At 68.3% G+C, this 4,741-nt stretch carries 2 protein-coding genes; both read right to left on the reverse strand.

Annotation, left to right across the window (positions count from 1 at the left end; genetic code table 11):
- Nucleotides 1-44: 44 nt before the first annotated feature.
- On the reverse strand, nt 45-1,439 hold the full coding sequence (locus tag VGX25_RS17555) for a S28 family serine protease (protein WP_326918882.1): 1,395 nt from the start codon (nt 1,437-1,439) through the stop codon (nt 45-47).
- Nucleotides 1,440-1,482: 43 nt separating this feature from the next.
- The coding region (locus tag VGX25_RS17560) for a HEAT repeat domain-containing protein (RefSeq protein ID WP_326918883.1) at nt 1,483-4,741 on the reverse strand (3,259 nt) is incomplete at its 5' end.

The raw sequence follows: 4,741 nt of genomic DNA on the forward strand, positions 1-4,741 counted from the left end.
GACCACCGCGGTGATCCACCCGTTCGGCGAGAACCTCCGTGGAGCTACAGCGGACGCCGCTGCGTGTCCGGGTTCCGCACGTCCAGCTCCGGGATGAACGACTGTGCCGCGAACGTCGAGACGCTCACCCCGGCCCACCGCCGCAGTGTGGCCGTGGCCGCGGCGTTGTCGGCCGCCGTCAACCTGGAGATGTTGGCGCCGTGGTTGGAACCGGGCGCGGTGTAGGTGTACGAGTCGTTGCCGCTCGGGTGGAACGGCTCGGCGCCCCACGGGTCGTTCGCCCCGTACACGAACAGCATCTGGCTCGAGCTCTTGGTCACCCAGTTGTCGACGTCGATCATGGGCCAGGCGTCGTGCCGCGACCGCAGATCCCTCGGCAGGCTGGAGTTGGCCTCGTTGTACAGGCCCGGGTAGTGCAGCAGGTCCCGGACGTGCCGGAACCTCAGCTGCGGCCAGCCGAGCTGGGTCGCCGCCTGGTAGAAGTACGGCGCGTAGAACAGGATGCCCTGGTCGGCGTAGAAGGCCCAGCCCGCGGTCGCGTCAACGAAGTCGAAGATCTCCTGCGTGGACGCGGTGGTCGGCGGGACGTCGGGGCAGAACGGCTGGCCGAGGAACTGCCAGAACGCCCAGCGGCTGTCCAGCACGGCGAACTCGAACGCCGCGTCGGCCGACCCGAAGACCTGGTTGAAGGTCAGCCCGTTCGCCGCCGCGTAGGCCTCGTACATGTTGACCAGGTCGGTTCGCCGGCTGAACGCCTCCCGCTGGAAGTTGTTCAGCGCCGTCCGGCACGCCGGGTCGTTGCCGACGACGTCGAAGAATCGCTCGTAGGCCTCGTCGGACCGGTTGACCACGTCGTTCGGCGCCACGTACGCGGCCACCCCGTCGATGTCCCGCGGATAGAACCGCCGGTGGTACACCGACGTCATGCCGCCCTTGCTCGCCCCGGTAGAGATCCACTTCTGATTGTAGATCGGCTTGAGCGCCTGGATCAGGCGGTGGTGGTCGGTGGCCGCCTGCCAGATCGTCAGCTTCGTCCAGTCGGCCGGGTCGGGCCGCGACGGGGTGAAGAACCGCTGCTCGGTGGAGATCTGGTTACCGTCGATCAACCGCGTCGGCTCGGAGCGGAAGGCGAACTCCGGCATGTCGTACCCGGTCGTGTGCAGCACCATCGGCCGGTCGGTTCCCTTGTGCAGCAACGAGAAGCGCTGCTCGAACGTGATCCCCTGCGGGTTGAGGTGATCGGCCGGCTGCCGGTAGGTCAGGAAGAAGAACCGGAACCCGGCCGGTGCCGCCTCCTCCGACACGATGGTCAACCCCGGCACCGCTCTGAGCCGGTCGACGATGTCGGGCTCCGCCTGGGCAGGTACCGCCGCCGTCAGCCCGACGACCGCGGTGGCCAGCGCCAGCGTCACGGCCGTCAGTTTCCTCAGGATGGACACGCCCACTCCTTGCCGCTCGCGTGGCCGCTTGGTTGGCGGCCGATCAGCGAGAGTCTTGCTCATCACCGACCACGTCGGAAGAGCCGAACGTCGGATGCGCGCTCACCACGCTCTGGTCGCCCGCCCCGGTGCCAGCCATGATCATCGGCTCTGGCTTCGGTTCCGGCTCGGGCAATGGCTCGGCGACGCGTGCGGAATCGGCCGCGACCATGGCCAGCGCGGCCGATTGCCGCCACCGCCTTGTCCGCCGGCGCCGTGCCGACAGTGCGCTCGCGGCGCCGATGAGGGCCAGCACGAGCAGGATCGTCAGCCATATCCACCAGATGTAGATGGCAAGGCCGGTAAGGATGACGACGGCGGCCAGTCCGCTGAGCCAGCGCAGTGCGATCACCATCCGGCCGAGGACGCGGACGTCGTCGAGCCGGCGGAACTGTGTCACGGCGCTGAGCACCAGGACGCCGACGAGTATCTTCCAGTTGTCCAGCGCGACTCCCGCCATCAGGAGCAGTGCCCGCAGCATCAGGAAGAACAGAATGATGGCGGTGACGTACATGGCGAAGAAGAAATACAGCACCAGCTGCAGTGTCGCCCGGTACCGCCTCGTGAGCTCGGCGTCCGCGCTGACCTGCTTCTGGATGTTGTAGTAGATCTGACTGCCGGGCGTGCCCGCCGCCTTTTCGTCGCGGAACATCTGGCGAATGCCGTTGATGTGAAAAATGCTGGAAAGGTACGCCAGCAACGCGGCGATCGGATGGCGCCAGGCCGATCGGCGCCGGCCACGCCTGCGGGCCTGGGCATCGAGCCGGCGCAGCGCACGCTGGGCCGCGCTGCGCACGGACCTGTCCAGGTCGCCAGCGAGCCGCTGCAGACCGTCCCTGGTGCCGGCCGTCGGCCGCCTGCTGATGAGCCGGATCAGCCGGAGCCGGTCCTTGTAGGTCGGGTCGGCCGCGAGCGCCAGCAGCTCGGGGCCCGCCAGGTCCGCGTAGTTGTCGTGCAGCGCCTCGAGTGCCGCCGACCGGACCCCGCCGTTGGGGTCGCGGGCGAGGGCGGCGAGCACCGGCACCGCGTCCGCCTCGCCGACGCCGCCGAGCGCCCGCGCGACGGCGGTGCGCACGTCTTCGTCGTCGTCCTCGGCCATGGCGAACAGTCCCGCGAGCGCGGCGGGTGACTTGATCGACCCGAGCGCGGCCGCCACCGCGATCCTGATCTGCCAAGGGATTTGGAACGGCGGGTCGGTCAGAACGCCGACGACCTCCGGGTTCCGCAGCCCGCGAACCGCGTTGGCGACCTGTTGCTCGAGACCCGGGAGTGAGGCCAGCCAGAGCAGCCACTTGACGGCCTCCTGGCTCTGGATGAATCCCAGTCCGACCACCGCGGCCTGGCGGATCGGCGGCGGCTCCTGCCGGTTGGCGGCGACCGCCCGGAGCCGCTCCTCCGTGCCGGGAAACCGCAGCGCGCCCATCAGGCGCAGGGAGATCTGGCGTTCGATGAGCGTCCGTTCCGGCCTGGAGAACGTCTCGAGCTTGGCCACGACGACGTCCTGGGTCCAGCTGGAATCCAGGACCCGCGCTTCCTCCCCGAGTGGCTGCAACCGGTATTGCGCGACGAGCGGGTTGTCGTTGCGGGATCGTTCGATCAGCGCGGTCACGGCTTCCGGGGTGCGCGGATCACGGCATCGGATAAGGGCCTCGGCCAGCGAGCGGGAGACCTTCGGATCGTCGACGTGTGCGACGGCGATGAGCGCGTCGGCGGCCGCGGTGTCCTCCGGATGGACATACGTGATCTCGCCGAGGATCCGCACGCAGCCCGCCCGGATGCGCCACTTCTTGCTCCGCAGGCCCTGCACGACGATCGGCGTCGCGACGGGACCCATCCTGGCCACCGACTTGGCGACCTCGACGCGTTCCTGGTGGAACAGCCGGCGCTGCACGGACACGATCTCGGCAATGGCGGACGGGCGCTGGGTCAGCGTCAGCACGTACGCCGCATTCGGAATCACCCGCCGGTTCCACGCCAGCCAGCTCCAGGGAATTCGTATTCCCAGCAGCACGATGAGGATCACCAGCGGATTGACCGAGACCCAGCCGAACAACAGCGGCAGCGCGCGCGCCGGACCGAGGATGAGGTCGGCGATGTAAAGGCTCGCGAAGACCACGAACACCAGGCTGGTCGTGAACTGGTAGAAAGCCAATGCGGCGCCGCCGTGGCTGCGTGGAAACCGCCATGGCGGATTGTGCGCCCGCAGGGATCGCACGACCTTTCGGTACACCGGTTCGGGTTCCAGGTCGTACCAGAGCGCGACGACCTCCGACCATCGCGCGTCGACCAGCAGCTTGGCCGGTCGCCTCCGCACCGTTCTGGTCCGCAGGGCCATCGCGGCGAAGAACTCCTGCACGATCTGGTGCCGGAAGTAGTATTCGCCGTCCCGCTCGAACAGCAATCCGGTATTCGCCATGTCCTGGACGGCGGTGCGCTCCCGATCCCGCAGCTCACCTATCGGCGCCTGGTTGCCGACCCTTCTCGCGTCGAGCATCCCGAACGCGACGCGGCCGACCGTGCGCACCATGCGTGATCGTTCCTGCAGGATGTCCTCGACATCGGTGGCGTCGCCCCGCTCGCTCCGCAGCCAGTCCCGTTCCAGCATCCCCCGAAGCAGCAGGGTCATGATCTGCCCGCGGCTCTCCAGCCGCAGTCCCGGACGATAGATCTCGATGATGCTGGCCAGGAAGAAGGGATTGGTCGCGATGTCGGCCAGCGCCGTGTTCGAGTGCATCGACTCGTGCAGCGGCAGCGCCTTGTCGGGTTCGAGATAGGCGTCGATGAACCGGTCTATCTGCGTGGCGTTCATCGGCAGCACCCGAATGACCTGCCAGCGCAGCGAGTCGAAGTACTCATGGCTTCTGCAGGACAGCACGAAATGCGTGCGCAACGCCCTGGCCTGGGCGAAGTCGCGCAGGGACCGCTCGCGCGGGTCGATGCTGCCGACCGCCCGGGGGCGCAGCGCGTCGAGCCCGTCGGGCTCCTGGTTCTCGTGGCAGCCCTCCTGCCGGTGTGCCTTCCTGCCGGGCAGCTCGTTCAACCCGTCCAGCACCAGGAGGAACCGGCCGGCGGCGACCAGCCGGTCGAAGTTGCGCACCAGGTAGTTGGCCGGGCTGAGCAGCGACTCGAGATGGGCCCGGAGGAAGCTCTCCGCGGACATGTCGGTGTCCTGCCAGTCGGACAGCGGGACGTAGAAGGGAATGCTCAGCGAATCGGAGGCCACCAGGCCGGTGTGCGAGTCCGGTTGGAGCGCGGCCATGTCG

Origin of the sequence: Actinophytocola sp. (assembly GCF_035942955.1) — a bacterium.
In the GTDB taxonomy this organism is placed as follows: Bacteria; Actinomycetota; Actinomycetes; order Mycobacteriales; family Pseudonocardiaceae; genus DASYTH01.